Raw genomic sequence first — 15,701 nt, 5'->3', positions numbered from 1 at the left:
CCGGCGTCCGCCTGCCAGACGGGCGGACGCGCTATCAAATTATGGTGCGACCTGCAGTGGCTTGCGCTCGATCTCCACTGGTTGCAAATGACCCAGCCGATCCAAGTGATAGCGCTGCAGATCCCGCGCCAGAATCAGTTGGCCGTTATACAGCGCCGCCGCTTCACTGCGCACATCCTCAATCGACGGACTCAGCGCCGGGTTGGTCTGATAGCGTGCGCTGAAGTGCGTCAGCACCAGATTGCGCACCCCGGCGGATTCGGCGAAACCGGCGACAGCGGCGGCGCTACTGTGGCCGTAACTGGCACGAGCGCGGTCGATTGCTGCCTGCACGAATGTCGCTTCATGCACCAGCACATCCGCCGATTGCGCCACTTCTGCCAGCAGCGCCGGCCGATCGTTGTCGCCGCAGACGATGATGCGCCGATCAGGTCGCGCGCTCAGCAGATAGTCGCGAGCGTGCAGCATCCGCCCGTCAACCTCCACGTCCTGACCATGGGCCAACTGACCCCAGAGCGGGCCGCGTTCGATGCCTTCAGCGTCGAGTCGCTGCACATCGAGACGTGGTTCCGGGTCGGACTCGGTGAAGACATAACCATGACACGGCACACGGTGGGACAACTCGACGGTCTGCACCTGAACGTTGAGGTTGCGCCATTCGGTAAGCGTTTCCACAGCGTGCAGGTTGATCTCGAAAGGCAGATGCGATTGCGTCACCTCCAGGCTCATTCTCAGCCACGGCTGCAGCGCCGCCGGCAGAATAATGTCCAGCGGCCGCGTGCGTCCGGACATGCCGGTGCTCGCCAGCAGACCCGGCAAGCCCAGGCAGTGATCGGCGTGCACATGAGTGATGAAAATCGCCCGCAATTCACTCAGTGACAGCGGCGTGCGCAGCACCTGATGCTGGGTGCCTTCACCGCAATCGATCAGGTACCAGCCCTTGCCGGCAGAGGCGATCAATGCTGTTGCGCTGACGTTGCGCTGGCGGGTCGGCACGCCGGCAGACGTGCCCAGAAACAACAAATCCACGGTGGTTCTCCCTGGCGGATCGGATTTCAGATATTGCGTGCAGTTCTCGGTGAGCTTTCGACAATCAGCGAGGCGATTCGGATCCATCGAAGTACCGGGACAATTCATCGGACACCCGCCGTTGCGGTGTCCGGCCTTGGCACTTCGCTCGCTGATGATGGTCACAGCGAAACGGAGTCACTTAGCGGAGGTCAACTTGCCCAGAAAATCCAGGCCGATCGTCGACCGCGCCGATGCGGCGACCCTTTCGCAAGAACGCAAAGATGTGTTTTTCGCGGCGGTGCAGGTCAGCCGCATGGCCATGATTGTCACCGATCCAGCGCAGCCCGACGATCCCATCATTTTTGCCAACAATGCGTTTCTTGAACTCAGCGGCTACGAGCTGGAAGAAGTGCTCGGGCGCAACTGCAGGTTTCTGCAAGGCGAGCAGACTGATCGTTCCGTCTTGCAACAGGTCAAGCAAGCGCTCAAACATCAACACGAAACCTGCGTGGAGGTACTCAACTATCGCAAGGATGGCTCGTCGTTCTGGAACGAGCTGTTTATCGCGCCACTATTCAACGAGCGCGGGCAACTGGTGTATTTCTTCGCCTCGCAAATGGACGTCAGCCGCCGACGCGACGCCGAGGACGGCCAGCGCTACAGCGAGAACATGGAAGCGCTGGGCCAGTTGACCGGTGGCATCGCCCACGATTTCAACAATCTGTTGCAAGTGATGATCGGCTACATCGAGCTGATCCAGCACACCGCCAAGCGGCCGAGCATTGATCCGCAACGCATCGTAGTCGGCGCCGGCCACGCTCGCGCGGCGGCGGAAAAAGCACGTTTGCTGACCCAGCATCTGCTGGCATTCTCCCGCCGGCAACGGCTTGAGGGGCGGGTGATCAATCTCAATGCCTTGCTTGAGCGCTCTCCGTTGCCGTCGCATGAATCCGCCGATCTGGAACCGCGATTCGAACTGGCCGAGGACTTGTGGAACTGCCGGCTCGACCCGGCGCAGGCCGAGATGGCACTGAATCATCTGCTGTCCAATGCCCGCGATGCGTTGGGGCAGCAGCAACAGCCGGTGATCACCGTGCAGACCCGCAACGTCGTTGTCCCGGATGCCACGGATCCACATCAGGGCGGGCTGGCGGCGGGGCGTTACGTCTGCATCGCGATCGCCGATAACGGCGTGGGCATTGCCGCTGACGATCTCGACAAGGTCATGGAGCCGTTCTACACCACGAAAGAGGAAGGTAGCGGCGCTGGCCTCGGGCTATCGATGGTCTATGGCTTCGTCAAGCAATCCGGCGGTGTGGTCAAAATCGAATCGACGCCGGGGCTCGGCACCACGGTGCGCCTGTTCTTCCCGGCGGATGACAGTCAGCTATCGGCACCTGGCTCCGCTGAAACCGCAGAAAATCTCAAGGGCACGGAGCGCATCCTGATCGTCGAGGATCGCGCCGAAGTCGCTGAACTGGCGCGCTTCGTACTGTCCGAACAGGGTTACCAGACCACCATCGCTGCAGACGCGAGCGAGGCACTGGCGATGTTGCTGAGTAGCGACTTTGAGCTGGTCTTTACCGATCTGGTCATGCCCGGTGAGATGAACGGGCTGGCACTGGCGCGAGAAATCACCCAGCGCTATCCGACCATGAAGATCCTGCTGACGACCGGCTACTGCGCGGACGAGTCGACGCCCAATGAGCTGGCTGACAATGAGTTCGAATTGATCGCCAAGCCCTACGCGCCGGTGGATCTGTTGCGCAAGCTGCGCTCGATGCTCGGCTGAAAAAACGAACTGTCAGCGAACGTTCGGCGTCCATCCTTAAGACCACATTGAGCAACCAGTGAGGGGACAATCCCCGAGGAGATGTTTGCTATGAGTGATTATCCGATGGACGAAACCGATTCCGATCACCGCAACCGCCAGTTCGGCCAGGCGCTGGGGCTGGATGCTGACGAGGTGGAGTCGTGGGTCAGTGCAATCGAGGAGGACGGCAGCGGCATGGGCTACGTCGTGCATTTTTCCAGCGAGACGCCGGTGGACGTACTGGCCAAGGTGCAAGGGCTGGGCGATGACCTGATGATCAACATCGGGCCGATCGACTGAGCATCAGGGAGAACGGTTCATGCAGGAGCAACCTTTGGTGGTGATAAGCGGCGCCAGTGCTGGCGTGGGGCGCGCGGTGGCTCATCGATTTGCCGCTGGGGGCTACCGCATCGGCCTGTTGGCGCGTGATCCGGCGGGACTGGCCGCCACGCAAGCAGAGCTGCAAGCGTATGGCGTTCAGGTCGAAGCGGTTAGCGTCGATGTCGCCGATGCGCTCGCCGTGCAGCAGGCCGCGCAGCAACTGGAAGCCACGCTTGGGCCGCTGGCGGTGTGGGTCAACGCGGCGATGGTCACGGTGCTCTCGCCGATAGAACAATTGTCCGCCGCCGAGATCGAGCGCGTCACTCAGGTGACCTATCTCGGTACGGTTCATGGCACCTTGGCGGCGCTGTCGTTGATGCGTCCGCGCAACAAGGGCCTGATCATCCAGGTCGGCTCGGCACTGGCCTATCGCGCCATTCCGTTGCAGGCCGCCTACTGCGGGGCGAAGTTCGCTGTGCGCGGTTTTACTGATTCATTGCGCTGTGAGTTGCTGCATGAGCGCAGCCATATTCGCGTGTGCATGGTGCAATTGCCGGCGATCAATACCCCGCAGTTCGATTGGGCACGCAACAAATTGCCCAAGCGTCCCCAACCGGTGCCACCGATTCACGACCCCGATGTGGCAGCACGGGCAATTTTCAGTGTGGTAAAGCGTCCGCCGCGAGAGTTGTGGCTGGGGTGGTCGACGATCAAAGCGATTGTCGGCCAGTCGGTCATGCCCGGTCTGCTCGACCGTTTGATGGCGCGAAGTGCATGGTCCGGTCAGCAGACCAATGAGCCTGAAGACAACGTGCACCCGGACAACCTGTTCGAAGCGCAGCCGGATCGGCATCAGATTCGCGGCCGCTTTATCGGCCGCTCAAAGGACGCGGCGCTGGCCTTGACTTCGACGCAAGTGCTGGCGGTATCGGCAGTAATTGCCGTACTGGTGGGCGTGGTTCTATTACAGCTTTGATTGTTCCCCCGGTTGGTCAGGGGTTGACGGATTTCAGTGCGCCAGCGGAGGGCTTGAGTTTTTCCTGCAGGTCGCGGGCAGTTTTTGTCTGTTTCTCGATGTCCGGCAACGCGGATTGGGCGAAAGCCTTGAGCTGCGGATTTTGTGATGACATCGCTTCTTTCTTGAACAGCATCAGCTTTTGCTCAAGGGTTTCGGCCTGGCTGTCGATGTAAATGCGGTCGAAGGCGTCATCCCTTGATTCAAGGCGTAGCTGCTTGGCTTTGGATGCCACCGAGGGTTCGGTGGGAACCGCCATCTGCTGGCTTTGCCCCAGCTGCCTGATTTGTTTATCGAAACGCTCATGGTCGGCGATCATTTGTCTGGCGAACGCTTTGACTTCGGGCAAGGTTGCCTTTTCCAAAGCGATGCGCGAACTGTTGTGCTGGAACAGGCTTTGCTGTGCCGCCTCTTCGATGAAGGCGTCGATGGTGTCTGCATGGCCTGGCTGGACGCTCATAGCCAAGACCGCAAGGCAGATCGCGGCGAGTGATTTCATGGCGCGTAACCTCCGCAGCATCGATGGATCGTGGCGGCCCGGGATCAGCTCATGGCTGCTGATAGTGGCCGGGGACGTTGTCGCCTTCGTCGGGCCTGGTGCGTTTCTGCACCTGGACGTCGCTCAGTGAAGCGGTCTTCAATTCGGCGAAAGCGGTCTTGACCAGGGTTTCAGCGAGACCCGGATCAAGGGTCTCGCCATCGTGGATCAGCGTGCGGCTTTGCGGCTGGTTGTCGACGATGAAACTGACGAGGTAGCGGTGCTCATGGGACATGGCTGAAATCCTTGGGTGCATGGCAGCAAAAATTGCAGTACATGCACCTTTGATGAACACCGCTGACAAGCATTCAAATAAACCCTTTGAAGGGCGACAGACGGTGCCGCTTTGCAGATGAACAGGACGTCGCTCAAATTTCCTTGATCGGCGTCTCGCCCTGTACGGCTTTGATCAGATTGATCACATGCAGGCAATCAGCCTTGTTCACATACGATTCGCCACTGGCCACGGTCTCGTGGTTGCGCGCGCGCAGACGCCAGCGCCATTGGCCTTTGCCAGTGCTCGGAGTGCCTCGGGTTTGTCGGTAGATTTCGAAATACATGGGTTCGCTCCCTGCGATGGATAGGCGCGCCAACCTGTGTGGCGCATCGACGCAAGCCTAGCGCAGCGGGTTTTTTTGGCTATCGCGGATTTGTTTCCAATCGTTCGCGGATGTTTCTGAAAGACCCTGCCCAGAGCGCCGCGACTGCCCGGCGAATTGGCCGATATGACGCCGTGTCATGCTTGCACGTGCGTGCCTGCTACTGCTTAATACGGGACGGCTCATGGCCTCGAAAAACTTTCGATGACCGACAAACTATAAAAAGAGCACTCCTTTGACTGAGCACGGAACGCAACAGGCCGGGCAGGTGACGTTGTCGCTGGTGATCCCCGTTTTCAACGAGGCCGACAGCCTCGACAGCTTTCTTTCGCGCATCGACGAGGTCTTTCAGACGCAGGCGCTGATCGATCTTGAACTGGTCTTCATCAACGATGGCAGCACCGACACGACCCTTGAGCGCTTGCTTGAACGGCAGCGGCAAGACTCGCGTCTGCGCATCGTCGACCTGAGTCGCAACTTTGGTAAGGAAGCGGCGTTGTCGGCCGGTCTGCAAATGGCCACCGGGCAAATCGTGGTGCCGATCGACGCCGATCTGCAGGACCCGCCGGAAGTCATCTTGCAAATGATCGAGCGCTGGCGTGAAGGTTACGAAGTGGTGCTGGGGCATCGCGTCAGCCGCCGCAGCGACACGTGGGCCAAGTCGACCTCGGCCCACTGGTTCTATCGCCTGCACAACCGCATCGCCGAACAGCCGTTGCCGGAGAACGTTGGCGACTTCCGCCTGATGGACCGCTGCGTGGTCGATGCGTTGCTGACCCTGCCTGAGTCGCGGCGCTTCATGAAAGGTCTGTTCGCCTGGGTCGGTTTTCGCACCACCCACGTCGACTACGAGCGCCCCGAGCGCGTGGCCGGGCAAAGCAAGTTCAATGGCTGGCGGCTGTGGAATTTCGCCCTCGAAGGCATCACCAGTTTCAGCACCGAGCCGCTGCGGGTCTGGACCTACCTGGGGGCGACGGTTTCGCTGGTGTCGTTTGCGTTCGCCATGTTCATTGTCCTGCGCACACTGATCCACGGCGTCGACTTGCCCGGTTATGCCTCGCTGATGGTCGCGGTCACGTTCCTTGGCGGTCTGCAATTGATCGGCATTGGCGTACTCGGCGAATACCTCGGCCGCACCTATATCGAATCCAAACGCCGACCGGTTTTTCTGGTGCGTCGCGTCTACGACCCCAAGGACTGACAGATGGATCTCAAGGAAACCGACATCCTCGGCGACAGTATCGATGAGCATTGGTATTACTGCTGCAAAGCGGCGGCGACCCGGCGATTGCTGGGTGACATGCCGATTCGGCGAATACTCGATGTCGGTGCCGGCTCGGGGTTTTTCTCGCACCATCTGCTGACCCACACCGACGCGCATGAGGCGTGGTGCGTCGACATCAGTTACCCGGCCGATTCAAGCGCCACCAGCGCGGGCAAACCGGTGCATTACCGACGCGGCATCGACAGCATCGACGCCGATCTGGTGTTACTGATGGACGTGCTCGAGCATGTCGACGACGACCTCGGCCTGCTCAAAGGCTATGTCGATAAAGTGCCTTCGGGCAGTCGTTTTCTGATGACGGTGCCAGCGTTCCAGTTTCTCTGGAGCGGTCATGATGATTTTCTCGAGCACAAGCGCCGCTACACCCTCGCGCAATTCGAAACCCTGGCGGGCGATGCCGGTTTGACCGTGCAGCGCGGCGCCTACTATTTCGGTGCGGTGTTTCCTATCGCCGCTGCGTTGCGCCTGATGCCTCAAGGTTCGCAAACCGCAGAGCCACAGTCGCAACTCAAGCGTCATCACCCGTGGGTCAACAGCGTGCTCAAGACTCTGTGCCGGCTGGAATTGCCGTTGATGGGCAGCAACCGGCTGGCCGGTTTGAGCGTCTTCGTGCTGGCGCAGAAACCGTGATCGGTAGTGATCGTTCAGCGTTGGTCCGCCGTGGTCTGCGCTTTGCCCTGACCGGGCTGTTCGTCACTGCGCTGCATGCGCTGGTGGCTGTGCTGTTCATCCGCTTCATCGCGCCCGAACCGCCGCTGGCCAATGGTTTCGCCTTTGCCGTGGCGACCATTGTGTCTTATGTGATCAACACCACCTGGAGCTTTTCAGCTCGCCTGCACGGGCGCACGTTACTGCGCTTTGTGTCGGTCTCGGCGGGCGGTTTTCTATTGGCGATGCTGGTTGCCTGGGCGGCGCAAATGGCTGGGTTGCACTATCTGCTCGGGATCGGCGCCGTGGCCCTGACGGTGCCGGCATTTACTTTCGTTTTGCATAATTTCTGGACGTATCGATGAAGCCCTGGAACAGATCTTCAGCGTTGACGATTCTGCCGTTGCTGTTGGGCGTGCTTGCTTTTTTCATGGTGATCGGTCCGCGTGCACTCGATCCGCAGAACATTGCCTGGCTCAGCGAGGGCGATCCGGCTACGCATTATCTGGGCTGGGTTTTTTTCCGCCAGTCGCCGTGGACTTTTCCCCTCGGGCTCAACCCGTCGTACGGCATGGAGTTGGGCAGTGCGATCATCTTTTCTGACTCCAATCCGCTGCTGGCACTGCTGTTCAAACCGTTCAACGCCTGGCTGCCAGAGACGTTCCAGTATTTTGGCTTGTGGTTGCTCATCTGTTTCGTACTGCAAGCGTGGTTCGGCTGGAAACTGCTCGGCTTGATCACGGATAACGTCGTAATCCGGCTTCTGGCCACGGGACTGTTGCTGTTTTCCCCGCCGATGTTTGTTCGTGCCGGAGGACATCTGTCTCTGGCCGGGCACTTTCTGCTACTGGCGGCACTTTACCTGGCGCTGCATCCCGCGTTGCAACGGCGGCGGCTGGCCTGGGGCTGTCTGCTGGCGGCGACAGCTCTGGTGCATGCGTATCTGTTGGTCATGGTGGCGTTGATCTGGTTTGCCGATCTGCTCGGCAAAGTCATTTTTGACCGATTGACTCGCCGTCAGGGGCTGATCGAGTTCGGCGGTCTGTTCGCACTGGTCAGCGTGTGTTGCTGGCAGGCCGGATACTTCAGCATTGCCGACGGCGCCGGCAGTGGGGGGTTCGGTTTTTACCGGATGAATCTGCTGGCGCCATTCGATTCGGATGGCTGGTCGCAGGTATTGCCGGACATACGCACCGGCGGCGGCGATTATGAAGGCTTCAATTATTTCGGCCTCGGTGTGCTGATGCTGTTACCGCTGGCGGCGGTGGCAGGGTTGCGCGGCGGGATTTCGCCGAGGGCTGCGCTGGGCGATCGGTGGTGGCTGGTGTTCGCAATGATCGGCCTGACCCTGTTCGCGTTGTCCCATCACATCGGTGTCGGGACGCAGACTTTCAACTATCCGTTGCCGACATTCATCGAGCGGCTGGCCAGTATTTTTCGCGCTTCAGGGCGCATGTTCTGGCCGGTCTTTTATGCAATCGAACTGTTCCTCGTGTACCTGCTTGTGCGGGGCTTTCGCGCGCCAGTTGCCATAGGGTCACTCGCCTTGGCGCTGGTGGTGCAGGTGGCAGATACGCACAACGGCTGGGCGGGGCTGCGCGCATCAAGGATGGTAGCCCCCGCATCGGACTGGGTCAGTCCGATGCGCGACCCCTTCTGGAACAGCGCGGCCGGCCACTACGGGAATGTTCGCGGGTTGCTGCCGCAAAACCAGCCCGAACGCTGGCAAGCGATCGCTGATTTCGCTGGAGCACATGGTCTGAAAACCGACGCGGTGTACATGGGGCGCATGAGCATTTCGGCGCTCGACAAGGCGCAGCGCGTGGCTCGGCATCGGCTGCAAACCGGAGAGTACGAAGCCGATTCTCTATATATCCTGGACGATGAAGCGCAGGCTCTGGCGGCCAAAAGCGTTCACAGCGATAGCGATCTGCTGACCCGGGTCGATGACTTCGTTGTGCTTGCACCAGGCTGGAAGCGTTGTCAGCAATGTCTGCCGATGATCGATGAGGGGCGGGCGCTGGCATCCATCGCGCTGAGCCGTCCGGGCGTTGTCTACACATTCGATCGCAAGAGTCGACAACTGATCAAAGGCTGGGGGGCGCCGGAAGCGTGGGGCACCTGGAGTGAGGGCCATGACGCGGAAATGGCGCTGCGCGTGCCAGCGCGAGCTAAATCGATTTCGATCCAGGCGCTGGCGTTCGTCATGCCGCCAACTCTTGCTCAGCGAGTCATCGTCAGGCTCAACGGCGTTGAAGTTCTTTCGACTCGGCTGACAGCCTTTCAGGGCAATTCTCTGGAAATTCCGTTGAATGAACAGGTCAGGCAAACCCTGCCGGAGGATGGCGCGCTGAGACTTGAACTGCATTTGCCCGACGCCGTCAGCCCGCGCAGTCTCGGAATGAGCGATGACGCACGCATCATGGGCCTGGGCGTGAAATCCGTGAGTGTGCAGTAAACCGCGCAAACGTTGATGGACGCCGGGTCCCGGGCCTTTCTACACTGCCGCTATTCCGGAAGCAGGGGCAATGGATGAACCGCAATGAACTACGCAAGGCCGACATCAACCTGATGGTGGTGTTCGAGACCCTGATGCTCGAACGCAACGTGACCCGCGCGGCGGAGAAGCTGTTTCTTGGCCAGCCGACCATCAGTTCGGCACTCAACCGTTTGCGCACGATGCTCAATGATCCGCTGTTCATCCGCGTGGGCCATCGCATGGAGCCGACGGCCCGCGCCGAAGACATTTACCGCCATCTCAAACCGGCACTGGATTCACTGTCGGCGGCGCTGAGCCTGACCCGCGATTTCGATCCCGCCACCAGCACCATGACCTTTCGCATCGGCCTGTCCGACGACGTCGAATTCGGCCTGCTGCCGCCGCTGTTGCGCGCGCTGCGCCAGGAAGCACCGAGCGTGGTGTTCGTGGTGCAGCATGTCGATTACTGGCGCATTCCCGACCTGTTGGCCGCCGGCGATATCACCGTCGGCATCAGCCAGACCCGTGGCCTGCCGGCCAACGCCAAACGCAAACTGCTGCGGCACATCCAGCCGAGCATCCTGCGCGCCGATGCCTCTGATACGCCGCTGACCCTCGACGAATATTGCGCTCGCCCGCATGTGCTGGTGTCGCACACGGCCAATGTCAGTGGCTACGCCGATGAATGGCTGGCGGAACTCGGTCGGACGCGGCAGGTGGTGCTGTCGGTGCCGCAATACAGTGCACTGCCGGCGTTGCTGGCCGGCACCGACCTGATCGCCAGCCTGCCGGATTACACCGCAGCGGCGATGGCGGCGTCCGGGGCGCTGTTCCAGGAACCGTTTCCGTTCAAGACGCCGACGCTGGACCTGTCGATGGTCTGGCTCAGCCACGTCGACAGCGACCCGGCCGAACGCTGGCTGCGCTCGCGGCTCGAAGCGTTCATGAGTGAACGGCCGCTGATTCCGTCCTGACAAACACCACACAACCCTGTGGGAGCGAGCCTGCTCGCGAAGCCGTTCGGCAGGCGCGGATGTGCAAACTGAAAGGACGCTTTCGCGAGCAGGCTCGCTCCCACAAATGACGCTGTGTGATTGTGGTATATGTACGCCCCCGCATCCGCCGACTGGAGATCCGCAATGCCACACCTGCACATGGAATACACCGCCAACCTGACGCAGTTGAACGCTGACATCGCCCTGATCCGGCTCAACAACACGCTGGTCGGTTCCGGTCAGTTCGGCGCAGAGTTCGATATCAAGAGCCGCGCGATCAAGATCGACAACTTCAAGGTCGGCACGGCGCAGGGCGAGCGCGCCTTCGTCCATGTGAAACTGGCCTTGCTCAGCGGGCGCTCGGCGGAGATCAAGAAGCAGCTCTCGCAAAGCCTGCTGGCGGTGTTGCAGGAACTCTGCGACTGGCCGGCCGGGCTCGAAGTGCAACTGTGTGTCGAACTGCTCGACATCGATCGCGAGTCCTACAGCAAAGCCGCGATCGGCGTCTGACGCTCAGGCGTTTTCCAGCTCGCTGCACACTTGAATCACCTGCTCGCGCAGCCAGACGTTGGCGCTGTCCTGATCGGCGTTCTGGCTCCACTGCATGTCGAGGGTGAAACCCGGCAAGCCATTGGGCGCCTCGCAGTGGTTGAACACCGCGTCGTTGGTCAACAGACGCTGGATACGCCGGGGCAGGGTGAGGATGAAATCGGTGCCGGTGATCATCTTCAACGCGGCGCTGTAGCTGTTCGAGCGCGCCACTATCTGGCGTTTCTGCGCCTGCCGCGCCAGCCAGCCGTCGACCATGTTGGTGCTTGATGTCCATGGCGTCGGGAACACATGCCGACGCTCGGTAAATGCTTGCAGGCTCAGGCGCGGCTCCAGTGGCGTGGCGCGTTTGTCGAAGACGCAGACCAGGTCATCTTCAAGCAGCATCCGTGATTTCAGATCCGCATGCTGGCGGTGAAAGTGCGGGCCGAAACTGATCACCAGATCGAGGCTGCCGTCGCGCAACTCTTCGGCCGGAACGTCGGTTTCAAACTTGTGCATGTTGACCATCACCGGCAAGTCATCGAAGTCGAAGCGCTTCAACAGGCGCGGCAGAATCAATTGCTCGAAGTATTCCGGTGCGCAGATGTTGAAAGTCACCGCCTGCCGACTCGGGTCGAAGGCCGGGGCACCGGCGTGGCAGAGGTTGATGCTTTCGATGATCTTCTGCACATGGCCGTACATGCTGCAAGCCTTGTAGGTCGGGCGCATGCCGGTGCGGGTGTTGATGAACAGTTCGTCTTCGAAACTGGTGCGCAGTTTCTTCAGGCAATAACTGACGGTGGACTGGCTGACGAACAGGGTTTCCGAGACATCGGTGACACTGCTCTGCTCGTACACGGCGACGAATACCATCAAGTCCTGCATATCGAGCTTGCGAAGCAAATTACTGTTCAGCATGAGTTCCGTCTCGCTGTGCCCCCTTGCGCAGAATTCGCGCAAACGTGTGCGTACGATCCTAACGGAACGATGGTGCCAGGAGAAACCCTTGTAGGACATTTCACGGACACATGTGGGACAGAAACTTTTAGCAACACGACGTTGCTGATTTCGTGCGCAAAAGATGGCCAGAGGCCTCTAGCCCGGGCGAGGCAAGTGGCGCGCGTAGTGGCGAGGGTCGAAGCGCATCACCATCAGCAGCATGATCACCATCACCGCCGTCAACGCCCACCACGCGCCTTCGAAACTGCCCAGCCGATCGCGAATCATCCCTGCCAACAGTGGCGATAGTCCTGCGATCAGATAACCGATCCCCTGTACAAACGCGGTCAGGCCACCGGCGCGCTGCGGCTCGTCGCAGTGATCCAGAGCGACGATCAGGCTCATCGGAAACAGACCGCCAATCCCCAGCCCCAACAGACAGGGCCATAACAGGGCCAGAGTTAGCGGGGCGAGATTCAGCCCGCAGAAACCGGCGATGATCAGCAACAGCAGAACCGCCAATATCCCACGCCGATCACGGCTGCGATTGGCGATCGCCGGCACTACCAGCCCCGAAATGACCTCCATCGCTGTAAGAAAACCCAACAGCAGCCCGGCGTTTTGTTCACTCCAGCCCTTTTCCATGTAGTACGGGGCGAGCCAGGCGAGGACACAGGTGTAGGACGCCGTACCGAGGCCAAAGAAAATCGCCAGCAACCAGGCGCGAGGGCGCGTGATGAAAGACTCCCGCCTGGTCACTGTCGATATGGCTTGCGCGGGCTGCAAGCACCAGACCAGCAACGCGACCAGTGCCAACGCCGCCCAGATGGCCAGCCCGACGCGCCAACTGCCGGTCTGCACCATCACCAGCGGCGCGAACGATGCGGCAATCGCGGCGCCGCCCATGATCGAAGTCACGTAGACGCCCATGCACAACGCCACGTTGTCAGCAAAGCGCGATTTGATCAGCGCCGGCATCAATGCCTGAATCAGGGCTATGCCAATGCCGGCCAGCATCGCGCTGACGATCAGCTCGGCCGCCGAATCGATAAACAGCCGTGACAGGCTCGCCAGCCCGATGATCAACAGCGACAGCAGCACCGTGCGTCGGTCGCCTAGGCGCTGGCTGATGCTCAGGCCGAAGAACATCGCCAGTCCCATGGCCATCACCGGCAGCATCGTCAGCAGAGAGGCAAGCGTGAAGCTCAACGGTATATCGCCACGGATCGCCGACAGCAGCGGCCCGATGGCTGCCATTGATGGGCGCAGATTAAGTGCGACAAGGATGATCGCGAGCATCAGCCAAGCGGCGGGGCGGGTGTGATTCATCAGCGGGCCTTCGAATGCAGGAGCTGATGATTAGGCGTCGCGACGCGCGCATCGGCAAATCAGAAAATGCCGGGCCAGACCTAAAAACTCGATAACACCCCTGTCCCGATGTGGGAGCGAGCCTGCTCGCGAATGCGTTCCTCCAGACAGACATTCATTTGCTGACACTGCGCTTTCGCGAGCAGGCTCGCTCCCACAGAAGACATTGCGAAGTGCCTGAAACTGAATAAAACCTGAACCATTCTCAAATACTCGAAAACTTTCACGTTCGTACTCCGAGGCAACTAATCGTTAGCATCTTTTTCACGAAAAATTGATCCGTGGCTGCCTAAAGTTTGGCATGCCTCGGTGAATGAAATTTTCACACTTGACGAGGCTCTTTTTTCAGGAACAGTCACTCATCATGTTGAAGTTAAAAGCCGTGCGCCCGGAATGGGTGACGTTGTTCGCCAGCGCCTTTTTGTTGCTCGGTTTCAATCTGGTGCTTTGGCAACATCTGTTCGAGATCACCGCCGCCGATGGTAAGGGCATCGCCATGCGCGTGGCGTTTGGCGTGATGATCTTTGCCGCGTTCAACATAGTCCTGACGTTATTCGCTTTCCGGCCACTGCTTAAACCACTATTGACCCTGTTGTTTTTAGTCAGCGCCGGCGTGGCTTACTTCATGAGCCAATATGGCGTGATGATCGATGCCGGCATGTTTCGCAACTTTGCCGAAACCAATGTGACGGAAGTGCGTGATCTGCTCTCGTTGAAGTTGTTCGCTTATATTCTCTTGCTGGGTATTTTGCCGTGTTTGTTGTTGTGGAAAGTACCGGTCAATTATCGGCGCTGGCATCGTGAGTTGTTCAGCAAAGTTATTGTCAGTGTTGCCTCGGCGGCGGTGATCGGCGTTGTGGCATTGGCCAACTATCAAGGCTTGTCGTCGCTGTTTCGCAATCACCACGAAATTCGCCTGATGCTGGTGCCGAGCAATTACATCGGCGCATCCATTGGTTATCTGCAAGAGCAAGTCGTCTCGGCGCAGCAGCCGTTCATCAAGATCGGCGAAGATGCCCAGCGCAATCCCGACCTGCAGCTACAGCCACGCAAATCCCTCACGGTGCTGGTGGTGGGGGAGAGTGCGCGGGCGCAGAACTTCGGCATTCTCGGTTATGACCGCGACACCACCCCGCAACTGGACAAAGAGGCTGGCCTGATCGCTTTTACTGACGTGCATTCCTGCGGCACGGAAACCGCAGTCTCGGTACCGTGCATGTTCTCCAACATGGGCCGCAAGGATTACAACGCCAGCAAGGCCAGGAATGAAGAAGGCTTGCTCGATGTGCTCAAGCGTGCCGGCATCGATGTGATCTGGCGCGATAACCAGTCCGGCTGCAAAGGCACTTGCGACCGCGTCACGGTGCAGGATGTCAGCAAGTTGCAGGACCCTGCGTTATGCGCCAACAGCGAGTGTCGCGATGAAATCCTCCTGCAAGGTCTGCAAAGTTTCATCGATCATCTGGACAAGGACACCGTGCTGGTTCTGCACCAGATGGGCAGTCATGGCCCGGACTACTTCAAGCGTTATCCCAAGGAGTACGAACACTTCACTCCGGTCTGTGAAAGTAACGCGCTGAACAATTGCAGCCGGGAAAGTATCGTCAACGGTTACGACAACACCCTTGTGTACACCGACCATGTGCTGGCGAGCCTGATCGATGTGCTGCGCAGCAATCAGGACAAAGTCGACACCGCCATGCTGTATCTGTCGGACCACGGCGAATCGCTGGGCGAGTACAACCTGTTCCTGCACGGCACGCCTTATATGCTGGCGCCTGAGCAACAAAAGCATGTAGCGATGCTGGCGTGGTTCTCCGACAGCTATCAGAAGGCCTATTCGGTCGACACCCATTGCCTGCAACTGAGCCGGGACAAACCGCTGAGCCAGGACAATCTGTTTCACTCGATGCTCGGCCTGCTGGAAGTGCGCAGCAGCGTCTATCAACCTGCCTTGGACATGTTTGCCGGCTGTCGTGGCGCGGTGATCGACGGCGTGTTGGCCAAGCAGTGAAGCGTTTCCTGCCCGTCGCGCCAATGCGAGGGGCCTTTCTGTTTCTGCTGTCAGACTATTCTTGCTGACAGGCAAGACATTTCCTTACAGCTCTTGCCCTTCAAAGGCGCGTAAATCGTCGGTGGCGATATATACTGCGCGCCAT

General features: G+C 59.6%; 16 protein-coding genes. 10 read left to right on the top strand and 6 right to left on the bottom strand.

The genetic code is table 11. The features are described from left to right. Nucleotides 1-39: 39 nt before the first annotated feature. Nucleotides 40-1,029, bottom strand: a complete 990-nt coding sequence (locus tag AAEZ10_RS13495; RefSeq protein WP_122752021.1) for a ribonuclease Z — start codon at nucleotides 1,027-1,029, stop codon at nucleotides 40-42. Between the two features lie 196 nt (nucleotides 1,030-1,225). Between AAEZ10_RS13495 and AAEZ10_RS13490 the strand changes: the two genes are divergently transcribed. From AAEZ10_RS13490 to AAEZ10_RS13480, 3 genes are all read left to right on the top strand, one after another. Then, nucleotides 1,226-2,803, top strand: coding sequence for a histidine kinase famiy protein (locus AAEZ10_RS13490; RefSeq protein ID WP_273528564.1), 1,578 nt, complete (start codon nucleotides 1,226-1,228; stop codon nucleotides 2,801-2,803). Between the two features lie 90 nt (nucleotides 2,804-2,893). Beyond that, a complete protein-coding gene (locus AAEZ10_RS13485; protein ID WP_071174678.1) occupies nucleotides 2,894-3,124 on the top strand; it encodes a hypothetical protein in 231 nt (76 codons plus the stop codon). 19 nt (nucleotides 3,125-3,143) lie between these two features. Continuing rightward, entirely contained in the window at nucleotides 3,144-4,121 is a 978-nt protein-coding gene (locus tag AAEZ10_RS13480; protein ID WP_273528563.1) for an SDR family oxidoreductase, read from the top strand. 16 nt (nucleotides 4,122-4,137) lie between these two features. Here the strand turns inward: AAEZ10_RS13480 and AAEZ10_RS13475 are convergent, their stop codons facing one another. The 3 genes from AAEZ10_RS13475 to AAEZ10_RS13465 all read right to left on the bottom strand — a co-directional run bounded on the left by AAEZ10_RS13475 (nucleotide 4,138) and on the right by AAEZ10_RS13465 (nucleotide 5,258). Further along, nucleotides 4,138-4,659 carry a DUF4142 domain-containing protein gene (locus tag AAEZ10_RS13475; RefSeq protein ID WP_273528562.1) on the bottom strand — a complete coding sequence of 174 codons (522 nt, stop codon included), beginning with the start codon at nucleotides 4,657-4,659 and terminating at the stop codon, nucleotides 4,138-4,140. Nucleotides 4,660-4,708: 49 nt separating this feature from the next. Further along, nucleotides 4,709-4,933 (bottom strand): hypothetical protein, encoded by a 225-nt coding sequence (locus AAEZ10_RS13470; protein WP_071174681.1) that lies wholly within the window; start codon nucleotides 4,931-4,933, stop codon nucleotides 4,709-4,711. Nucleotides 4,934-5,066: 133 nt separating this feature from the next. Continuing rightward, complete coding sequence (locus AAEZ10_RS13465) at nucleotides 5,067-5,258, bottom strand: YegP family protein (RefSeq protein ID WP_016771242.1); 192 nt, start codon at nucleotides 5,256-5,258, stop codon at nucleotides 5,067-5,069. A gap of 274 nt (nucleotides 5,259-5,532) precedes the next feature. On the opposite strand from AAEZ10_RS13465, the gene AAEZ10_RS13460 reads away from it, so the two are divergent. From AAEZ10_RS13460 to AAEZ10_RS13435, 6 genes are all read left to right on the top strand, one after another. Next, the gene (locus tag AAEZ10_RS13460; RefSeq protein ID WP_071174682.1) at nucleotides 5,533-6,498 is read left to right on the top strand and encodes a glycosyltransferase family 2 protein; all 966 of its coding nucleotides are present in this window, start codon (nucleotides 5,533-5,535) and stop codon (nucleotides 6,496-6,498) included. A gap of 3 nt (nucleotides 6,499-6,501) precedes the next feature. Beyond that, on the top strand, nucleotides 6,502-7,212 hold the full coding sequence (locus tag AAEZ10_RS13455; protein ID WP_273528561.1) for a class I SAM-dependent methyltransferase: 711 nt from the start codon (nucleotides 6,502-6,504) through the stop codon (nucleotides 7,210-7,212). After that, nucleotides 7,209-7,595 (top strand): GtrA family protein, encoded by a 387-nt coding sequence (locus AAEZ10_RS13450; protein ID WP_130929406.1) that lies wholly within the window; start codon nucleotides 7,209-7,211, stop codon nucleotides 7,593-7,595. The genes AAEZ10_RS13455 and AAEZ10_RS13450 overlap by 4 nt, the downstream gene beginning before the upstream one ends. After that, nucleotides 7,592-9,688, top strand: a complete 2,097-nt coding sequence (locus AAEZ10_RS13445) for a DUF6311 domain-containing protein (protein WP_350569559.1) — start codon at nucleotides 7,592-7,594, stop codon at nucleotides 9,686-9,688. Before AAEZ10_RS13450 ends, AAEZ10_RS13445 begins: the two co-directional genes overlap by 4 nt. Nucleotides 9,689-9,762: 74 nt before the next feature. Then, nucleotides 9,763-10,683 carry a LysR substrate-binding domain-containing protein gene (locus AAEZ10_RS13440; protein WP_024012013.1) on the top strand — a complete coding sequence of 307 codons (921 nt, stop codon included), beginning with the start codon at nucleotides 9,763-9,765 and terminating at the stop codon, nucleotides 10,681-10,683. Between the two features lie 165 nt (nucleotides 10,684-10,848). Next, complete coding sequence (locus AAEZ10_RS13435; protein WP_350569557.1) at nucleotides 10,849-11,214, top strand: 5-carboxymethyl-2-hydroxymuconate Delta-isomerase; 366 nt, start codon at nucleotides 10,849-10,851, stop codon at nucleotides 11,212-11,214. A gap of 3 nt (nucleotides 11,215-11,217) precedes the next feature. Here AAEZ10_RS13435 and AAEZ10_RS13430 read toward each other — a convergent pair whose 3' ends face one another. Together AAEZ10_RS13430 and AAEZ10_RS13425 are read right to left on the bottom strand one after the other, a co-directional pair. Next, nucleotides 11,218-12,153, bottom strand: a complete 936-nt coding sequence (locus AAEZ10_RS13430) for a LysR family transcriptional regulator (protein ID WP_073472928.1) — start codon at nucleotides 12,151-12,153, stop codon at nucleotides 11,218-11,220. A gap of 177 nt (nucleotides 12,154-12,330) precedes the next feature. Then, nucleotides 12,331-13,503: a cyanate transporter gene (locus AAEZ10_RS13425; RefSeq protein WP_350569555.1), complete on the bottom strand. Its 1,173-nt coding sequence runs from the start codon at nucleotides 13,501-13,503 to the stop codon at nucleotides 12,331-12,333. Nucleotides 13,504-13,906: 403 nt separating this feature from the next. Here AAEZ10_RS13425 and AAEZ10_RS13420 point away from each other — a divergent pair, with 403 nt between their 5' ends. Next, nucleotides 13,907-15,556, top strand: a complete 1,650-nt coding sequence (locus AAEZ10_RS13420) for a phosphoethanolamine transferase (protein WP_122746544.1) — start codon at nucleotides 13,907-13,909, stop codon at nucleotides 15,554-15,556. The last annotated feature ends 145 nt before the right edge of the window (nucleotides 15,557-15,701 follow it).

Origin of the sequence: Pseudomonas sp. H26/SER47-MNA-CIBAN-0231 (genome assembly GCF_040310465.1) — a bacterium.
GTDB lineage: Bacteria > Pseudomonadota > Gammaproteobacteria > Pseudomonadales > Pseudomonadaceae > Aquipseudomonas > Aquipseudomonas atacamensis.
This window is presented reverse-complemented; position numbering and strand designations above follow the sequence as displayed.